We start from the raw sequence: 18,115 nt of genomic DNA on the forward strand, positions 1-18,115 counted from the left end.
ACGCACATCACCCCAAACGAAAAGAGCCGGGAGTTTCCCGGCTCTTTTTTTATGCCCATTGCCGATGCTAACGCGACAACACAACTATTCCCAGTGCTGTCTATAAAGCTGGTCCAGCCACCACGGCCTGCATGGTTTCCGGCGCCAGGTACTGCTGCGCCAAAGCCCGCAGCGTTTCGGCATCGGTCGCTTCGGTTTGGCTCACGTATTCGGTATAATAATCAGCGGGCAGCCCCAGGAAAACCAGGTTTTTGTATTTATCGCACTGCTCAAATACCGTGGACAGTTCATTGGCGAACTTGCCCAGCATATAGCTTTTCACTGTTTCCAGCTCGTCGGCCGGAATTAATTCTTCCTGTAGCCGGCGCAGCTCCATTTCAATCTCGCTCACGGCGTAGTCGGCGCTTTCGCCCTTCACGTCGGTGCCAATAACCAGCGACGTTGCCGCCTCGCGTGGGGCCACGCTGGAGTAGATGCCGTACGTCAGGCCCTTGTCTTCGCGGATGTTGCGCATCAGGCGCGAGCCGAAGTAGCCGCCCAGCACGTTCACCAGCAGCTTCAGCCGGTGGGTATCCGGGTGAGTGGGACTGGGCCACAGCCGCCCCATGCGGATAGAGGCCTGCAGGCTGCCCGCCACGGGCACTCGGCTGGGCCCGCTTAGCGCCGTAGCGTCATCCGTAGCTGGAGCGGCGACTAGCGCAACGCCTGCGGGCAGCGCTTCGAATGCCTCGGCTACCAGCTGCTGCTCGGCGGCCACATCGCCGCACAGAAAAAGCTCGGCGTTGGCCCCAGCATAGGCCGTTTGGTGAAACGCCCGCGCTTCGTCGGCCGTCAGGGCCTGGTAGGCCTCGGCGTCGAAGGCACGGCCGTAAGGCGTTTCGGCTCCGAACAACAGCTCATTGAAACGCTCGGAAGCCAGAAAACTGGTTTTCTGCCGCTCCACGCGCACGTTCTGGATGGTGCGGGTTTTAAGCTGCTGCAGCTCCGACTCCGGAAAAGCAGGGTTGGTGAGTACATCCAGCACCAGCGGCAGCAAGGCCGGCAGGTGACGCGTGAGGCAATACAAAGTGAGCGTGGAACGGTCGAAGCCGGCGTCGCACTCCAGCGAAGCGCCGTAGAAGGCCACCTCGTCGGCAATTTGGCGGGCTGTGCGGGTGGTAGTGCCCTCCAGCAGCATACGGGCCGTGAGGGTGGCCAGGCCGGGCTTGGGCTCGGCCAGCTTGCCGGCCCGGAACACGGCCTGCAGGCGCACCACCGGCTGGGCGTCGTTGGCCAACACGTGCAGACGGGCGCCGTTGGGCAGCGCCATGAGGGCAGCTGCGGGCAGCGCCACACGGGCCAGGGGTTGAATGGGAGGCGCTATGGTACGGTCAAGCATTCTGGATTCAAAAAAGTATAAGAGGAAAAGCAAAACGTCATGCCGGGCAGAGCCACAGCATGACGTCTAAAAGAGGCTGAACCCCTCGGAAGTTTAGTTCGACGGTACTTCGCCGCTGGTGCCGCCAGCGCCGTTTTCATCGAAAGCGTCGGCCAGCTTGTTTAGGTTGAAGTGCAGCGACACCCGGATGGTTTGGGCCAGGGGGTTGTTTTGCGAGTTGTTGCCGGTGGGCACCAAGTAGGTACCATCGATGCCGAACACTTGGTAGCGCACGCCCAGGCCCAGGCTCACGTACTGACGGTCGCCCTTGTCGGGCGCTTCGTAGAAATAGCCGCCGCGCGCATACAACAGGTCGTTGTAGTTGTACTCGAGGCCCGTCGAAAGATTGATTTCGCGCAGCTCTTCTTTGAAGCCACCCCGCGCATCGCTAAACGATGAGAAGATGGCGCCGATAATGGGCTGGTTGTTACGCTCCGTGTTCAGGGCTTTGATGCGCGGGTCGTTCTGGCTCACGCCATCCTCGTAGTACGGCGAGGGCACCAGCAGCTTGGTGGCATCAAATGCCAGGGTGATTTTGTTGTATTGGTCGATTTCGCGGGTGATGGCCGTGCCCAGCTTCAGTTGCGTGGGCAAAAAGCTCGGATTTTGGGGGTCCGAGTAGGTCATCTTGTTGCCGATGTTCGAAATCGTGCCCCCGAAGGCCAGATTGTACAGGCCCGTGCCAATGGTCACGTCCTTGGAGTAGTAGGCGCCCAGGTCGACGGCCACCGACTGGCCGGGCTTGGCGTCGCTGCTGCCGATGGCCCCGATAAGGTTGGAGCGGATGTAGCGGGCCGAAGCGCCGATGCCGAAGTTATCGGTCAGCTGCAGGCCATACGACACCGTCAGGGCGTATTCCTTGGGGTTGAAGTTGCCGTTGGGCAGGTTCTGGCCGTCGCGGTAGTCGATGTTGCCCAGGTCAAAATACATCAGCGAGGCCCCGAAGGCCGAACGCTGGCCCACCTTGGCGTAGCCCGACAGGTACGACAGACTCATGTCGTCGGTGATGTTGCGCAGCCAGGGCGAGTACGACAGCGAAGCCCCGTACTTATACTGCTGAAAGCCCAGCTTGCCCGGGTTGAAATAAGCCGAGTTGGCATCGGGCGAAGTGGCCACGCCGGCCTCGCCCATGCCCGAGGCCCGGGCGTCGGGGCTGAGGGTGAGAATGGGCACGGCCGTGGTGATGGCGTGGGGGTCGAGCTGGGCGTGGGCCGTGCCGGCCGATGCCAGCAAGCCGGCAACCAGGGCCAGGCGCGAACGCGAAACGAGTGACTGCATACTGGTGGGAGAAAAGGCCATTGGCGGCCCGGGCGCAAATAAAAGCGGATTGGATTAATTAAGAATGACGAGTTTTTCGAATTTCGACGCCGTGCCGTTGTTGGCAGAACGCACGCTGAGGCGGTAAACGTACACGCCGCGGGCTAGTTGGTCGTTGAAATCGTCGCGGCCGTTCCAGGTGATGCCGTCCTGGTGCGCCTTTGAGCTGGGCAACGTGGCCGTGAGCGTGCGCACCAGCCGGCCCGCCACCGTGAAAATCTGCACCTGCACGTCGAGCATGCCATCGCCGCCACCCGCTTGGTTGTGGTCGAACATGAACGTAGTGGAGTTGGCAAACGGATTGGGGTAATTGAGCACGTGGTCGAGGGCTATTTTCTCATTGGTGGCCACCACAAACTCAATTTCCTTCTCGGCAGAGTTGTTATACGTATCCCAGGCCTTGAGGCGCAGCGAGTGCGGGCCATTAGCCAGGCCCTTGAACAAGTTGGTAACCTTGCCCGAGCGGTAGTCGCCCAGGTTGGACACGTAGCTGTCGTTTAGCACTAGCTGTTTGTTCACGTCGTTGTCGATGGTGGCCGTGATGTCGTGGCCGATGCCGGCGCCCGTGGTGTTGATGCCGTTGTCGTCGGTCAGAAAAGCCAGCAGCGTGGTGTTGGGTGCCGTCAGGCCGCCGAAGGCAAAAGATTCATCGTCCATGAACAGCCGGATTTCCGGGGGCGTGTCATCGGCGGGCGCGAGGCTATTGGCGCCGCCCACCCGGTGCAGCTGGTAGCCGTTGGCGTCTACTCGGCGCGTGGGGTCGTAGGCGTAAAGGCTGGCCTTGCCCAGGCCCACGTTGTAGTTGATGTCCTTCGGCACCACAAACGACAGGTTGAACATACCATTCACCACATTGGCCTGGCCGCTGTAAATCACGCTTTCCTGCACCACGATGGGCTTGGGCCCGTCGGCCGCTCCGAGCGGGCCGTTGATTTCGTCGCCCAAGGTCATCACCGTGGCGGGTTTGTCGTAAATCGTGACCTGTGCCTGGCCAGTGAAATTCGTATTCAGCGCGCCGCCGTTCAGCACCTTGCCGTGTACCCGCACGCGGGCCAGAGCCTGGAGCGTATCGGCCTGCTGCCACTGGCCCCGCACCCGCTGCCGCACGCTGTCGAGCACCACGGTTTGCTCGGGGTAAGCCAGTGTCATGCTGGGGTCGGCCAGCAGGGTGTAGTTGCGGTCGTTGAGGTCATACGTTGCAACCGAACCGTGGTGGTCGTTTTTGCTCATCATCACGATGGCGCCAATGCTGGGCATCTTGCCGTTGATGGGCTGCAGCACGCGGTTGAAATACGCCTGGTTGAGGGTGGCGTTCTTGCCAGCATCTACCACGCGCGTAGTCGTGAACAAGCCAATGGCGCCGCCGGTGGCGTTGTCGGTCAGGGCCTTCTCGCCGCCCGAGGTAAAGTCGGGGTTATCGAAATAGCTAAAGTCGCAGGTGCCTGTGGTAAAGAACGTGAGGTTGTTGGGATTGTGCAGGACGCTCACCGACGCATCGGTCAGAATCTGCTCATCGGCCCAGCCCTTGGGACCGCCGTGGCCCAGGTAGTTCACAATCAGCGACCCCTGCTCCACCGCCTGGTTGATGGCCCGCTCGCAGTTGGGCGAACGTTGACCCGCCGACAAAGCCACCTGCGGGTACAGGTCGAGGTACACTTTGTGCACGTTGTAAACCGGGTAGTTGCGCTGCAGGCTAGTGGCCACAATCTCCGAGCCCGCGCCCACGAACAGGTCGCCTTCTCCATCGTCCGACACCAGCGTGATGCGGTTGCGCCACTTGCCGTACGACTGCGGCGAGTCGTAGGAAATAATCTTGTCGACCACCTCACGGGCCTGCGTCACGTCGGTCAATTGGCCTTTGGGCATCCGCACGGGCAGGCGGCCCACGCCCATGTCCAGCAGCTCGCCGCTGTTGCCTTCTGGCCACTCGCCCTCGTCGTCGTCGAGCAGCACGTAGAAGTCGTCGGAGGCGTAGCTCACGCCGTCGTAAAACGGCCCGAACGACTCGCGCGACTCGTAGGTGGGCACATAGTTCTGATTGAACTTGTCAAAATCGGCGTCGTTGCGGAAGGGCACCCGGTTCCGCCACCAGGCGGGCCACACCGCTTCGGTCTTTTCCGGATTGTAAGGGTCCGATTTGTAATCGTACGATGCGTCGCCGAACAGCAGCAGCTCCATCTGCTTGCCAGCCGGCGACCGGTCGTAAATCTGCTTCACGAAGTCGCGAATGGCCGTCACGTCCTGCCCGCCCGAGCCGTACTCGTTGTAAATCTGCGGCGTGGTCACCACCACCGTCTGCAGGTTGTCGTGGGTGCGGCGGTGGTCGGCCAGGCGCTGGGCTTGGCCCAGAAACGTCGGGTAGGTCACGATAATCAAATCGGCCGACGTGTAGGCGTGCAGGTCCTGGTTGGGCACGCGGCCAAACTTGCGGGGTTTCTTGGTCAGGTTGCCGTTGGGCAAGAACGCCACGAACTCGCGCAACGTATCGGCCGGGGCCAAAAAGCTGCCGCCGGTCAGCGTGTAAGAGGCCGGCCGGCGCGGGTTGGTGACGTCCCACACCACGGCCCCGGTGCTGTTGCTGAGCATGTACTGGTTGAGGGCGTTCGGACCAATGTTGTTCAGCGAGCGGAACTCCAGCTGCGCATCGCTGAGGCGGAGCTGGCGCTGTGCGTTGATTTCGAGGTAGTCGAGGTAGGCGGTGGCGCTGCCATCGCCGCTGCTATAAGTCAGGCCCACGTTGAGGTCAGTGCCGGGGTTGGGCAGGGCCAGCTGCCAAGTGGTGACGGCCTGCCGGGCAATGGCGGTAAAGGATTGGGTGCTCAATTCCCGCAGCGTCTCCGTGCCCAACGTTGCCCCATTTAGCGTGAGCCGAAAAGAACTGGGGGAAAAGCTACTCGCCACCAACGAGCTGGTGACCTTTACCGGCGCATTGGCTACCAAATCAGGAATACCGCTGAACGAGAACTGATTCGTGCCGTTGGGCCGGAACCCCTCGCCCACCCAGGTGCGCCCCGAGTGCAGCAGGTTGACCAAGTCGTGCTCCAAAAAGTCGCGGTAGGTGAAGGTGGTGATATTGGCGGGCGTGGCGCCGGCTGCTGGCGTCGGGGCCGGGGCCACGCGCCGGCCGGGCGTGTTGTTCACCGTTACGAAGTAGTAGGCCGTGTCGGTATAGATGTTGTTGCGATGCCGAAACACGCCGCCCTGCGCTTCCCAGGTGTGGGGGCCCGGCGAATAAAACAGGAAAAACTCATTGTTATCAAGCACGCCATCCCCGTTGTCGTTTACGAGCAAAACGTTGTTCTCTGCCAGGTCGTCGGGGCGCCGCACCGAGCTGGCCTGGGGCAAAATGCCCATGGCGTTGCCGTAGATGTGCAGGTTCCGGGGGTTGAGCGTTTGCGTGTTCAGGCCCAGGTCAGCCAGGGCCGCTTTGTCGAGCTTGTAGATGCCGCTTTCGCCCACACCCATCTTGTACCAGTCGCCGTTTTGCAGCACCGAGTGGCTGGCGTAGGTGTGAAAACCGGTGCTGCGTGCCGCGGCATTTTTGCCATCGGGTACGTACTGGTAATCGAACGACACGAGGCGCTCGGGCTGGCCGGTTTGGGGGTTACGGCGGGCTGCACGCAGGCTCAGGCGCGTCACGGGGCGCTTCATTTCGGTGCCGGTGCTCAGGCGCGGGTCGGGGCCGGTGGGCAGCCGGCTGGCGTCGAACATCTTGGCGTCGGCGGCAGAGAAGGGCTCATACACCAAGTTCGCCAGTTCGCCCTGGCTCACGGCGCCGCCCGCCAGGCGCAAAGTGAACCAGCCCACCTGCTCGTCCATGCCGTGGTTGGCTTCGCTGAAGGTGGGCACCTTTTGCTTGCGGGTGCTGCGGCTCGGCACCTCAGTATAGCCACCCCAGCTAATGGTGCCGTGCGTGGTGGTGAGGGCTCCGGACTGGGCCCGCGCCGGGGCAGCGGCCCCTACCATCATTCCCGCAACTGCAACGAAGAGAAAAAAAAGACGCATACACACTACGTTAAAATACCTGCCTGACGTCCGGCCGCCTCCCTGGCCCGGCAACAGCACGGCCGGGCTTCAGGTTCACCCGGGAGTGCTATCATAACAATCAAATAGTCTATTTATTGCGCCGGCCGCTACGAACCGCTACGGGCCGCCGTCTTCGGCACCGACAGCAACACGTAGAGCAGCACCACCAAGGGCACAGCCGCAGCCCGCAGCGCTAGCAATAACCCTGCCGCCAGCAGCAGAAAAATAAACCGGCGCCGGTTATCGGCCCAGCGCAGGGTTTTAAACTTCAGCGCAAACAGCGGCAATTCGGCCACCAGCAGGCCCGAGAGCAGCACCGTGAGGCCTAATAGCACCAAGGGGTTCAGCACCACGCCATGCAGCCCAAACTGGTCGTAGGCCAAAATGAGCGGCAACGAAGCCACTACCAGCGTGCAGGCCGGCGTAGGCAGGCCAATAAAGGAAGTCGTCTGCCGGGTGTCGTTGTTGAATTTGGCCAAGCGCAAGGCCGAGAAGATGCTGACGAGAAAACCGACGTAGGGTACGTAGCCAGCCAATCCCACCAAGGTGTGAAAGCCGGGCTCGGGCGAAACCATCGATTTGTAGAGCAGGTGAAAAAGGATAGCGCCCGGCACCACGCCAAACGACACCATATCAGCTAACGAATCCAGGTCTTTGCCGATGGCGGACGATACGCGCAACGCCCGGGCCACCAGCCCGTCGGCAAAATCGGCCGCCGCCGCTGCGGCCACAAACCAGGCCCCCGTGGCCAGGTCGCCGGCAAAAATATTAGTCAGCGCCAAGCAGCCGCACAGCAGGTTGAGGCAGGTAATGGCGTTGGGCAGGTGACGTTTCAAAGGGCAGTTATCAGTGAACAGTGAACAGGGAGCAGCTATGGTTAGCAGAGACGCAGCACACGGATGAGCTACTGTTCACTGCTAACTGATAATTGCTCACTGCAAAAATGGGTTGTACCGGCGCTCGTCGCCGATGGTGGTGGCCGGGCCGTGGCCGGGGTACACCACCGTGTCGTCGGGCAGGGTCAGTAGCTCGGTTTCGATGCTATGAATCAGCTCGGCGTGGTTGCCGCCCGGCAGGTCGGTGCGCCCGATGCTGCGCTGAAACAGCACGTCGCCGCCAATAACGGTGGCCGTGGGCGCATGATAGAACACCACGTGGCCCGGCGCGTGGCCCGGCGTGAAGCGCACCTCCAATTCAGTTTCGCCAAAGCGCACGGGCTGGCCGGCCACCAGTTCGCCGGTGGGCTCGGCCGGCCGGTACTGCGGAAAGCCGTAGTTGGCGGCGTAGGTGGGCACGGCGCGCAGCGTGGGCAGGTCGAGGCGGTGTACCAGGAACGGGGTGTCGGGCCAGGTATCGAGCACGAATTGGGCCCCCAGCACGTGGTCGATGTGCGAGTGCGTGTTCAGCAGCAGGGCTACCTGCAGCTGCTGGGTTTCGATGTAGCTGCGCAGGGCCTGCTGCTCGGCCGGGGTGTAGCAGCCGGCATCCACGATGGCGCACTGCCGGGTGGCCTCGTCAATCAGCAGGTAGGTGTTTTCGGAGAAAGGATTGAAGGCAAAGCCGGCAACGGTCATACAGCACGGGGTTTCGAAGCAATGCGGAAAGGTACGGCGCGATGGGGAAAGGCCGTTGGGTTTGGGTTTCGGGCGTTGAGGCACCTGCGATTAGTCACTTGCGCCTAACGCCACATGCCATAAAATTCATATCCTTGTAATAAACGCAACATCCTTACCTTGCCGGCCATGACGGACTATGATTTTCTGGTAGTGGGCCACGGCATTGCGGGCGCCACGCTGGCCTACGTGCTGCGCCAGCGGGGCCACCGCGTGCTGGTGTTCGACCCCGGCCAAACCAACTCCGCCTCCAACGTGGCGGCCGGCCTGATGAACCCGGTGGCGGGCAAGCGCTTCGCCCTCTCGTGGCGTGCGGCCGAGCTACTGCCGTTTGCGGGCGCGTTTTACCGCGAACTGGAACAGCGCTACGGCCAGAAATTCTTCTACGAAACCCCCATCTTCAAGCTCTTCAATTCCCTCGAAGAGCAGAACGCCGTGCTGGCCCGCAGCGCCGACCGGCCCTGGGGCAACTTCATGGCTGACCTGACGACCGCCGACCCCGGCCTGCCCGGCGTGCACGTCCCCTTTGGTGGGGCCTGGCTGCGCGGCGGCGGGCACGTGGCCGTGCGCGAGCTGCTGGCCTCCCTGGCCGCCGAGGGCCACGACGCGGGCTGGCTCCGGGCCGAGCCTTTCGACTGGCATCAACTACAAACCGGTGCCGACGGCGCCACCTACGCCGGGCAGGTACGGGCCCGCCACGTCATTTGCTGCGAGGGCGCGGCGGCGGTGCGCAACCCCTATTTCGACTGGCTACCCCTTACGCCCAACCAGGGCGAAGTGCTGGACGTGGAATGCGTGGGGCTGAGCGACGCGCAAGTGCTCAACCGCGGCGCCTACGTGGTGCCCATGGGCGCGGGGCGGTTCCGGGTGGGCGCCACCTACCGCTGGCCGCCGTTTAGCGAGGGCATCACGGCGGTGGGGCGCGAGGAGCTGGCGGCCCGCCTGAGCGTGATTACTGACCTGCCGTTTGCGGTGCTGGGGCAGCGGGCGGGCGTGCGGCCCGCCGTGCGCGACCGCCGGCCCCTGCTGGGCCCCCACCCTACCGTGCCCGCGCTGAGCTTCTGCGGTGGCTACGGCTCGAAGGGCGTGATGCTGGCCCCGCGCCTGGCCTCGCTGCTGGCTGACTGCCTGGAAGGCCGCGCCGAAATATGGCCTGATGCCAGCTTGCAACGCTACAACGCCCTGCGTCCGGTGGGCGTAATTTGAACAGTATGGAAGCAACGGCGGAAAGTCCCGATATTCCCGGCGCGGAAGTGGAACAATTTCGGGCTAAATGCCTTTACTTCAACGGACCCGCCCGGCAGTGTAGACGGGCGGAACCTTTCGCCGGCTCCGCCAACTTCTAAGCGTTACCGCGGACTAAAATCTGCTTTTGCTCGTTGTCTACTTTATGACCATTCCATTATCCGCCAAGCGCACGCTGGGAGCTCTGGCGCTGCTGCTGCCCCTGCTTCATAGCCCCGCGGCCCGGGCCCAGACGGCGCAGGAGCCTTTCGGACGGGTGCGCATCCAATACAAGCAGTTCAACTGGCAGCAGCTCAGCACCCAGAACTTCAATGTGATGTACTACGATGGCGGCGAGGCCAGCGCCCGCCGCGCCGCCGAGTACGCCGAGAAGGAGTTGCAGCGCATCACGGCCCTTATCGGCTATTACCCTTACTCAAAGACCACCCTGCTGTTTTACAATTCGGTGGGCGACCTGCGGCAGAGCAACATCGGCCTTACGGCTACGCTGCAGCAGATTAACGGCGGCGAAACCCCGCTGGCCCGCATGAGCAAGGTGCAAATTGCCTTCGAGGGCCAGGAAACCGAGTTCAAGCGCGAGCTGAGCACCCAGATAACCCAGGTGCTGCTCAACGACATGATGTACGGCGGCTCCTTGAAGGAAGTGCTGCAAAGCAGCTACCTGCTGCAGCTGCCCGACTGGTTTATCGGCGGGGCGTCGGCCTACGCGGCCGAAGGCTGGAGCGTGGACATGGACGGCTACATGCGCGACATGGTGAAGCAGTACCCCACCGGCAACCGCACGGCGCCGTTTTTCCTGCGCAACTCCACGCTGGCCGGCCAGAGCATCTGGAACTACGTGGCCGAGCGCTACGGCTACACCACCATTCAAAACATCCTGAACCTGACGCGCATCACGCGCGACATTGAGGTGGGCATCAGTTCTTCGCTGAACGTGCCATTTAAGGTGTTTCTGAAAGACTGGCTGGCGTATTACCGCGAGCAGAACGGCGCGGCAGTGGCTTCGTTGACGGAACCCGACAAGAAATTCCGCCTCGGGGGCCGCAACCGCCATGCCGACGTATTCTCGCAGCCCGTGGTGAGCCCCAACGGCCAACTCGTGGCCTACGCCCAGAACGAGCAGGGCCGCTATCGCGTGGTGGTGATGAACCGCGACGGCTCGCATCGCCGCACCCTGAGCCGCGGCGGCTACAAAACCCCCGACCAGCAAATTGAAACCCGCCTGCCCGTGATAGCCTGGCGCGGCAACGCGCAGGTGGCCGTGGCCGAAATGAGCCGGGGCAAAATGACCCTGCGCCTGCGCGATGCTGATGGCCGCGGCCTGGTGCGCCGCGTGGCCGAATCCATTCGCTTCTCGCGGCCTACTTCGCTGTTCGAGCCCTACGACCAGGTGCTAAGCATGAGCTACTCACCCGACGGCAAAGCCTTGGCGTTTAGCGCCGTGCGCAACGGGCAGAATGACATTTATGTGCTGCGTGCTGGCAGCCGCCAAGCCGAGCAGCTCACCAACGACCTGTTCGACGACGTGCAGCCCGTGTTCTTGCCCAGCGGGCAGGGCATCGTGTTCAGTTCAAACCGCTACCTCGACTCGGCGGGGCGGGCCCGGCCGGCCACCTTCCAGAACGTGGTGAACAACTACGACCTGTTTGAATATCACCTCGACGGCCGCGCCATTCCGGTGGAAACGCTGGTGAGCACCATCTCGAACGAGACGCGGCCCCGCGCCATTTCCGACGACGAGATTTTGTACCTGGGCGAAGAAAGCGGCGTGCGGGCCATCTACCGCTACTCGCTTAAAACCAAGGAGCGCGGCATTCTCACCAGCTGGCTGCCCAACACGCAGGATTTTGACTACAGCGCCGTGACAAAGGCCCTGGTGTTTGTGGCGCCCGCGCAGTCGCGCGACATCCTGTACCTCTACCCCGAATACGCGCTGCCTCCCACGGCTCTGCCCCTCACCAAAACCAGCCGCCAGCAAACGCTGGAAGACCGTTCGGCCCCGCCGCGCACCTTGGCACCGCCCAAACCTGCGCCTGCGCCTGCACCTGCGCCAGCGACAACGTCTGTAGCCGCCGCTGCTGCCGATTCGACCAGTGCGCCCGCCAAGGCGCCGGCTAATACGAAATCGACCGGCCAGGTAAACACCAGCGACTACCAGTTTGAGGAAGACGAGCCGGCCCAGACGGCAGCGACCAAACGGCGGCGCCTGACGCCCACAGCGGCTTCGACGGCCGCGGCCGCACAAACACAAGCTCAGATTGACAATCCGCTGACGGGGCCTTTCCGGTACGACACGCGCTTCATGGCCGATAATGTGTCGACGGCGCTGTACGTGGACCCGCTGCTGGGCCTGGGCCTGCAGTTTAAGGCAGCGCTGACCGATGTGCTGGAAAACCAGCGCATCGACGCCAGCATCTTTGGCTTGTTCGACCTGCGCACCAGCAACATCCGCGTGGGCTACACCAACCTGACCAAGCGCTACGATTGGGGCGTGGCTTATCAGAAGCAGGCTTACTTCTTCGGCATCGGCTCCTACAACTACCGCTACGGCCGCCACGAAGTAGCGCCCACCATTGCCTACCCGCTTACCCACAACCTGAGCGTGCGCGGCGGGCCCCGCTTCGTGAATATCTCCAGCACGCAGCTCGGCGATGTGTCGACGGCCAACGACCAGAGCACCAATTATATTGGCTACAAAGGCGAGTTGGTGTTCGACAACAGCATCAACACCGGCGTGAACATGGTGGTGGGCACGCGCCTGAAAGCCAGCCTGCAAAGCCTGAATAGCCTGGGCGACAAGAGCCTTAGCTTCAGCAAGTTTGTAATTGACTTGCGGCATTACCAGAAAATCAGCCGCTCCATCGTGTGGGCCAACCGGGCCAGCTACGGGCAGTTCTTTGGCCCGCGGGCCCAAGTGTTCCGCATCGGCGGCATGGACGACTGGTTGATTAACGCCGACTACACGCAGGCACGTTTCCTGCCCGGCTACTCGGCTGCCGACCAGGTTATGAACCAGGATTTTGTGACCAACCTGCGCGGCTTCAACTACAGCGCCCGCAGTGGCCCGCGCTACGTGTTGTTCAACAGTGAGCTGCGCATCCCCATTGTGCAGTACTTCGCGCACCGGCCCATCTATTCGGGCTTCTTCCGCAACCTGCAGCTCACGGGCTTTGCCGATGCCGGCACGGCTTACTCGGGTACCAATCCCTTCGGCGTCGACAACTCGGCCAATACCGTGAAGGCGGGCGGCAACGGCAACTACTTCACGGCCACGGTTATCAACTTCCGCAACCCGCTGCTGATTGGCTATGGCGTGGGCGCGCGCACTACGCTGCTCGGCTTCTATGGCAAAGTAGACGTGGCCTGGGGCCAGGAAGACTACGTGACCCACGGCCCGAAATTCTACTTCACCCTGGGCTACGACTTTTAGTAGTTAGCCCTTATTCTACAACAGCTTATAAAAGGCTCCCGGCTTCCTGGCCGGGAGCCTTTTTGTATATTGCACCGGCCCCATAAGCCCCTATTTTCGTTCTTCCCGCCCATCAGCCAAGCCCTTTCTGCTATGAAAAAGCTGTTACTTTCCGCGTTGCTCTCGCTGGCTGCATCCAGCGCTTTTGCGCAGTACCAAACGCCCGGCACGGGCGTGCGCTGGACGCTGGCCCAACTGGCGGCCGCCACCGGCTCCAACGTGGTGCTCACCAGCCCGGGCACCTACGCCGTGAACGGCAACCTGCGCCTCAGCCCCACCGATACGCTCGTCATCGGCACCAACGCGACCCTGCGCGTGGCCGCAGCGGCTCTGGTGACGGTGGACGGTGTGCTGCTAGTGAACCCGCGCGACTCGGTGAAGATAACGGCCCAGACCAGCACGGCGCCGTTTAGCGGGCTCACGTTTTCGGCCACCAGCCAAGGCTCGCGGCTGCGCAAAACCATTGTGGAGTACGGCGGCGGCATCCGGGTACTGGACAATGACTTGCTGCTCGACAGCTGCGTGGTGCGCTACCAGGTGTCGCGCATTGGCACTACCTCAACCAATAGCGGGGCTATCAGTCCCTCGGGTGGGGCGCCGCGCATTCTCAACTGCCGCATATATGCCAATGCGCGCTCCGGTGTGCTGAGCCCGGCCAACCGCAACACCTCACCGGTGATTCAGAACTGCGTGTTCCGCAATAACGACACCGAGAATGGCAACTACCCGCAGATTAACCTGGGCATTGGCGGCGCTACGCCCATCGTGATAGAACGCTGCCAGGTGATTGGTGGCCCTTACAACATGGCCGGCGGCGTGTCGGTATCGAACCTGCTCGGCACCAGTGGCACCACCACGGTGCGCATCCGGCAGAACCGCATTGCCAATAACCGCTACGGCCTGGCCCTGTTGGGCGCGGGCATCACGGCCACCGTGACGCGCAACATCATCGAGAACAATAATATCAACCCCAACGCCCTCACCGGCGGCAGCGGCATCAACCTGCAGGGCAGTGCCACCATTACGGGCGTGGCCAGCCGCAACGTGCTGCGCGGCAACCTCTGGGGCGTAACGGTGCTGCGCACCTCGACCACCAGCACCACACCCGGCCCTACCATGAGCTTCGGCGACGTGAGCAGCAGCGACAGCCTGAACGTGGGCCTCAACCAACTCTACAACAACGGCAACGGCGGCCAGGTGTACGACTTCTACCTGAACATGCCCGACAATATGCTGGCCCAGAACAACGACTGGGGCACCAATTCGGCCGCCGTGGCCGAAAGCCACATCGTGCATCAGGTAGACCAGGCGGCACTGGGCTTGCTCAACTTCATGCCCATGCGCACCACCAGCGTGCTGGCTGCCCGCCCGGCCGCAGCGGCGCTGGAGCTGGCCGCCTACCCCAATCCCGTGCGTGAGGCGCTTATGCTGCGCTTGCCCGCCAGCGCGCTGGCCAGTGTGAGCCTGCATAATGCGTTGGGGCAAGCGGTGTACGTGGCCGAAACCACGCCCGTCAACGCCCAGCTTGCGGTGCCTGTGGGCCAGTTGGCCCCGGGACTGTACGTGCTGACGGTGAGCCAGCAAGGACGGACGGTCACGGCAAAAGTGCGGGTGGGGGAATAATTCGGGGCAGGTCGGGCGTATCTTTGCGGCCCGAACCGTAGCCTTCGACTGTGCCCCTGCTCCGCGAAATTTCCACCCTGCTAGCCAAAGACTTCCGCCTGGAATGGCGGCAGCGGGCGGCGCTGGGTGGGCTGCTGCTCTACGTGGGCAGCACGGTGTTTGTGTGCTTCCTGAGCTTCAGCCTGCGCGGCGGCACGCCCCCGCCCCCGGCCTGGAACGCCCTGCTGTGGGTGATTCTGCTGTTTGCGGCCATCAACGCCGTGGCCAAAGGCTTCATGCAGGAAAGCCCCGGCCAGCGACTGTACTACTACACGCTGGTGCGTCCCCAAGCGGTTATCTTGGCCAAAATCATTTACAACGCCTTGCTGCTCACGGCAGTGGCGCTGCTAGGCTTATTTCTCTACACGGTGTTTCTGGGCAACCCTATTCAGGACCCGGCGCTGTTTGTGGTGAACTTGCTGCTGGGGGCCGTGGGTTTTGCCACCACACTCACGCTGGTATCGGGCATTGCGGCCAAGGCGGGCGGCAGCGGCGCTACGCTCATGGCCATTCTGGGCTTCCCGCTGATGATACCCATGCTGCTGCTGCTCATCAAGGTGAGTAAGAATGCGCTGGACGGGCTCGACCGCGGCGTGAGCCAGCAGTCGCTGCTGACGCTGCTGGCGCTGAACATGATAGTAGGCGCGGCGTCGTACGTGTTGTTTCCTTTTTTATGGCGGGGCTAGCCCCGCTGCAAGCAGTTGAAGTAGTATGACCACGGCAAAAATCATTGGCAGTATTGTGGGCCTTGCCTTCACGGTGGGGGGCATCTGGGGCGGCCAGAAGTTGATTGAGCAGCGAAGCGCCGGCACCGGCTGGAAAGTGCTGACGGCCGTGCTGCTGCTGGCCGGCTCGGTGGCCGGGCTGCTGATTCCGGTGCCGCGCCTGCCCATCGTGAATGAGAGCATCCGCAACCTGTTTTTCCACGTGCCGATGTGGTTTTCCATGTTCATGGTGCTCATGGTGTCGGTGTGGTACTCCATTTTATACCTGCGCAATCCGTCGACGCGCCTAGACGTGTTGGCCCACGAAGCCGTGAAAAGCGGCATCGTGCTGGGCGTGCTGGGATTGATGACGGGCAGCCTGTGGGCCCGCTTCACCTGGGGTTCGTGGTGGGTGAAGGAAGACCCACGCCTCAACGGAGCGGCCGTGGCCCTGCTCATCTACGGTGCCTACCTGATACTGCGCGGCTCGTTCCGCGACGAGCAGCAGCGGGCACGGGTGTCGGCCATCTACAACATTTTCGCCTTCGCGGCGGCCATTCCGCTGCTGTTTGTGCTGCCGCGGGTGTCGGGCAACAGCCTGCACCCCGGCCAGACCGGCAACCCTGGCTTCAATCAATACGACCTCGACAGCACCATGCGGCCCGTGTTTTACACCGCCGTGATTGGGTGGATACTTTTTGCCTTCTGGCTGACCCAAATCAGCAGCCGGCTGGAATTCCTGAAAATTCGCAACGATGAAAAATAGCGTTTTGCGCCTGTGCGCCCTCCTGGTTTTGTTGTTCCAATTTGCCCAACGGGCGGCGGCGCAGGCCCCCGCAGCCGACGGCGTGGACATGGCCGATACCCTGCGTCAGAACGGCAAGATTTACGTGGTGGTGGCCGTTGTAGTCATCATCGTGACCGGCCTGCTGGTGTACTTGTTTTCGCTCGACCGGAAGGTGAGCAAGCTGGAAAAAGAAGCTAATTCCTGATTTTTTCGACGCCGGGCGGCACCACCGGCGCCTTAAACCTGTTGCTGATTCACAATGAAAAAGTCTAGCCTGTTTATCATTGCCATCATTGCGGTGGCTGCTGCCATCATCCTCAGCACTACGGCCGACGCCAGCATGTACGTGGGCTTCGGCGAAGCCCGCGCCCGCGCCGCCGAGGGCAACACCACCAAGGTGCACGTAGTGGGCCGCCTGCCCCGCGATGCACAGAAGCGCCCCGTCGGCCTGGAATACGACCCGCTGAAGGACCCCAACTACTTCGCCTTCACGCTCGTGGACAGCACTCAGATAGCCCAGCGCGTGGTGTACAACAACCCCAAGCCCCAGGACTTCGATGCTTCGGAGCAGGTTGTCATCACCGGCGCCATGAAAGGCGACGTGTTCATGGCCGACCAAATTCTGCTGAAGTGCCCCAGCAAATACGTGAAGAAGGATTTGGAAGGCGCCACGGCTTCGGTTCAGTAGTAGTTGGCCCGCCCGCAAGCACTCAGGCACCCGGTTTCCGAAACGATACGTCGCTTCGGAAACCGGGTGCTTTTTTCATTGGGGCTAGTGGTTTGCTTCTTTGCTGCCGCTGTGGCCCAGGTGCCCAACGACAACATTGAAAACCGGCGCGTGCTGCGCCTGGAGGAAACCATCACTTCTAGCACCACCGGCTGCACCGTGCAGCGCAACTGCGTGGACGAGCGCCTGACCGGCAAGTGCATTGAGTATCACAACGACCAGTGGTTTGAGTTCACACCCAAAACGGCGGGGCGCTACTTCATCAATATCGGCGGGCAGAAGTGCCGCGATGTGCGCGGCGTGCAGCTGGTGGTGCTCACGGGCACGCCCTGCCAGCCGGCCACCTACCGCATCCTGAGCTGCACCTCCCTCGGCACGCAGGACGACGTGTTTGTGACGCTGGACTCGCTGCGCGCCGGTCAGCCTTACCTGCTCGATGTGGACGGCTATCTGAAAGACTTCTGCCAGTTCACCCTACAAGTGAGCCAAACGGCCAGCGGCATGCCCGTGAGCTATTTTCCGCCCAGCCCCACCCGCCTGCTGCCCACCGCCAGCCGCGTGGTGGAGCTGAGCTGGACCATCCCCGATTCGCTGGCCAGCACGCCCGGCTGCCGGGTGATGCGCCGCGAAATCCACCAGTACCGCAGCACCGAGGTGCGCTACGTGCCCGTGCGCCGCGATACCTACGGCCACCCCGAAACCAGCTACGCCGTGGCCGACACGCTGCCTGGCCCCGGCATCTACGACTACCAAGTGGTGACCACCCGCGCCGACGCCGGCCCGGCCGCTGCCCGCCTGCGCCAGTGGTGGTACGCCTACAACACGGCCGCCACCATGCCCCTACCTGGCATCGCCCCGCGCCCCGACGTGGTGACGCTGCCCCTGCGCAAATACCCTATCAAAGCCCGCCTGTCGGTCATCATCACCGACCCGGGCACCGGGCGGGTGCTGCTGGCCCGCCAGCTCGTCAACCAACCCGGCGATGTGCGCCAGGCCGAGGTGCCCGTGCGCAAATGGCAGGACGCAGGCCTGGAAAAAATTGCCGTTGAAATCACCTGCCACCCGCCGCGGGGCGCCTTTTTTACCGACCGGTTGTTGTTGAATCTCCCGGCTCCGGCGGCGCGGCTGTAAATTTGCCGGATATTCTT

Annotated in this window: 13 protein-coding genes; 8 read left to right on the forward strand and 5 right to left on the reverse strand. The window is 62.5% G+C overall.

The features are described from left to right. Positions 1 to 100 precede the first annotated feature (100 nt). From I2I01_RS19370 to I2I01_RS19390, 5 genes are all read right to left on the reverse strand, one after another. Positions 101 to 1,378 carry a M16 family metallopeptidase gene (locus tag I2I01_RS19370; RefSeq protein ID WP_196288147.1) on the reverse strand — a complete coding sequence of 426 codons (1,278 nt, stop codon included), beginning with the start codon at positions 1,376 to 1,378 and terminating at the stop codon, positions 101 to 103. 93 nt (positions 1,379 to 1,471) lie between these two features. Beyond that, a complete protein-coding gene (gene porV, locus I2I01_RS19375; protein ID WP_196288148.1) occupies positions 1,472 to 2,695 on the reverse strand; it encodes a type IX secretion system outer membrane channel protein PorV in 1,224 nt (407 codons plus the stop codon). A 54-nt stretch (positions 2,696 to 2,749) separates the two neighbouring features. Beyond that, positions 2,750 to 6,739: a type IX secretion system sortase PorU gene (porU, locus tag I2I01_RS19380; protein WP_196288149.1), complete on the reverse strand. Its 3,990-nt coding sequence runs from the start codon at positions 6,737 to 6,739 to the stop codon at positions 2,750 to 2,752. Between the two features lie 128 nt (positions 6,740 to 6,867). Then, complete coding sequence (locus I2I01_RS19385) at positions 6,868 to 7,596, reverse strand: CDP-alcohol phosphatidyltransferase family protein (protein ID WP_196288150.1); 729 nt, start codon at positions 7,594 to 7,596, stop codon at positions 6,868 to 6,870. A 96-nt stretch (positions 7,597 to 7,692) separates the two neighbouring features. Next, complete coding sequence (locus I2I01_RS19390; protein ID WP_196288151.1) at positions 7,693 to 8,334, reverse strand: MBL fold metallo-hydrolase; 642 nt, start codon at positions 8,332 to 8,334, stop codon at positions 7,693 to 7,695. A 168-nt stretch (positions 8,335 to 8,502) separates the two neighbouring features. Between I2I01_RS19390 and I2I01_RS19395 the strand changes: the two genes are divergently transcribed. From I2I01_RS19395 to I2I01_RS19430, 8 genes are all read left to right on the forward strand, one after another. Beyond that, a complete protein-coding gene (locus I2I01_RS19395; RefSeq protein ID WP_196288152.1) occupies positions 8,503 to 9,579 on the forward strand; it encodes an NAD(P)/FAD-dependent oxidoreductase in 1,077 nt (358 codons plus the stop codon). A 184-nt stretch (positions 9,580 to 9,763) separates the two neighbouring features. Then, positions 9,764 to 13,048, forward strand: coding sequence for a PD40 domain-containing protein (locus tag I2I01_RS19400; RefSeq protein WP_196288153.1), 3,285 nt, complete (start codon positions 9,764 to 9,766; stop codon positions 13,046 to 13,048). 132 nt (positions 13,049 to 13,180) lie between these two features. Further along, entirely contained in the window at positions 13,181 to 14,710 is a 1,530-nt protein-coding gene (locus tag I2I01_RS19405; protein WP_196288154.1) for a T9SS type A sorting domain-containing protein, read from the forward strand. A gap of 56 nt (positions 14,711 to 14,766) precedes the next feature. Then, positions 14,767 to 15,435 carry a heme exporter protein CcmB gene (locus tag I2I01_RS19410; protein WP_196288233.1) on the forward strand — a complete coding sequence of 223 codons (669 nt, stop codon included), beginning with the start codon at positions 14,767 to 14,769 and terminating at the stop codon, positions 15,433 to 15,435. Between the two features lie 25 nt (positions 15,436 to 15,460). Then, positions 15,461 to 16,219: a cytochrome c biogenesis protein CcsA gene (ccsA, locus tag I2I01_RS19415; protein WP_196288155.1), complete on the forward strand. Its 759-nt coding sequence runs from the start codon at positions 15,461 to 15,463 to the stop codon at positions 16,217 to 16,219. After that, entirely contained in the window at positions 16,209 to 16,445 is a 237-nt protein-coding gene (locus I2I01_RS19420) for a CcmD family protein (protein ID WP_196288156.1), read from the forward strand. Before ccsA ends, I2I01_RS19420 begins: the two co-directional genes overlap by 11 nt. Before the next feature lie 54 nt (positions 16,446 to 16,499). Further along, on the forward strand, positions 16,500 to 16,928 hold the full coding sequence (locus I2I01_RS19425; RefSeq protein ID WP_196288157.1) for a cytochrome c maturation protein CcmE domain-containing protein: 429 nt from the start codon (positions 16,500 to 16,502) through the stop codon (positions 16,926 to 16,928). An 87-nt stretch (positions 16,929 to 17,015) separates the two neighbouring features. After that, on the forward strand, positions 17,016 to 18,098 hold the full coding sequence (locus I2I01_RS19430) for a hypothetical protein (protein WP_196288158.1): 1,083 nt from the start codon (positions 17,016 to 17,018) through the stop codon (positions 18,096 to 18,098). Positions 18,099 to 18,115 lie beyond the last annotated feature (17 nt).

It is taken from the genome of Hymenobacter properus, assembly GCF_015694735.1.
Lineage (GTDB): Bacteria > Bacteroidota > Bacteroidia > Cytophagales > Hymenobacteraceae > Hymenobacter > Hymenobacter properus.

What these genes read in the sequence shown, in the direction of transcription:
- porV (WP_196288148.1), bottom strand. Translation starts at nt 2,695, where the DNA reads ATGCAGTCACTCGTTTCGCGTTCGCGCCTGGCCCTGGTTGCCGGCTTG.
- I2I01_RS19425 (WP_196288157.1), top strand. Translation starts at nt 16,500, where the DNA reads ATGAAAAAGTCTAGCCTGTTTATCATTGCCATCATTGCGGTGGCTGCT.
- I2I01_RS19395 (WP_196288152.1), top strand. Translation starts at nt 8,503, where the DNA reads ATGACGGACTATGATTTTCTGGTAGTGGGCCACGGCATTGCGGGCGCC.
- I2I01_RS19390 (WP_196288151.1), bottom strand. Translation starts at nt 8,334, where the DNA reads ATGACCGTTGCCGGCTTTGCCTTCAATCCTTTCTCCGAAAACACCTAC.
- I2I01_RS19370 (WP_196288147.1), bottom strand. Translation starts at nt 1,378, where the DNA reads ATGCTTGACCGTACCATAGCGCCTCCCATTCAACCCCTGGCCCGTGTG.
- I2I01_RS19405 (WP_196288154.1), top strand. Translation starts at nt 13,181, where the DNA reads ATGAAAAAGCTGTTACTTTCCGCGTTGCTCTCGCTGGCTGCATCCAGC.
- porU (WP_196288149.1), bottom strand. Translation starts at nt 6,739, where the DNA reads ATGCGTCTTTTTTTTCTCTTCGTTGCAGTTGCGGGAATGATGGTAGGG.
- I2I01_RS19400 (WP_196288153.1), top strand. Translation starts at nt 9,764, where the DNA reads ATGACCATTCCATTATCCGCCAAGCGCACGCTGGGAGCTCTGGCGCTG.
- I2I01_RS19420 (WP_196288156.1), top strand. Translation starts at nt 16,209, where the DNA reads ATGAAAAATAGCGTTTTGCGCCTGTGCGCCCTCCTGGTTTTGTTGTTC.
- ccsA (WP_196288155.1), top strand. Translation starts at nt 15,461, where the DNA reads ATGACCACGGCAAAAATCATTGGCAGTATTGTGGGCCTTGCCTTCACG.